1 protein-coding gene is annotated in these 423 nt (G+C 40.2%); it reads right to left on the minus strand.

From position 1 onward, the window contains the following. A partial coding sequence (locus E2R67_RS16525) for a hypothetical protein (protein ID WP_134292028.1) occupies positions 1–406 on the minus strand: 406 nt, incomplete at its 3' end. Positions 407–423 lie beyond the last annotated feature (17 nt).

Consider the following 423-nt stretch of genomic DNA (forward strand, 5'->3'; position numbering starts at 1 on the left):
CTGCTCCTACAAGTTGCAATGTACTTAACCCTAGAAAACTAGTTTCAGCCTGCCAGACTGCACCTTGTGCAATAATGTTGCCGCTAGCATCAAGACCAGAGCTGCTGATAACCATATTTTCGGCGGAAGCTGCACCATTAATAAGGGATTGCGAACCATCAACGACATATTGAGAGCCCTCGACAGTGTAAAATTCTTCAATATTTGCAACGGATTCACCTTCAACTTCTAAGGTTAAATTATCGCCTTTACGTGTTAATGAAAGGTTTTTTATGACTGGATTACCTTGTTCATCAATCAATGTATAAGACGCAGAAGGGGCGGCTGGAATATTGCCATTTTCAATGCCATTTAAAGGCAATACTTGAGTTCCTTCAGCTGTTGTAATTTGTAACTGATAAGCCATTATCATTTCCTGTAACT

The organism is Psychromonas algicola (assembly GCF_004378355.1).
Taxonomy (GTDB): Bacteria; Pseudomonadota; Gammaproteobacteria; order Enterobacterales; family Psychromonadaceae; genus Psychromonas.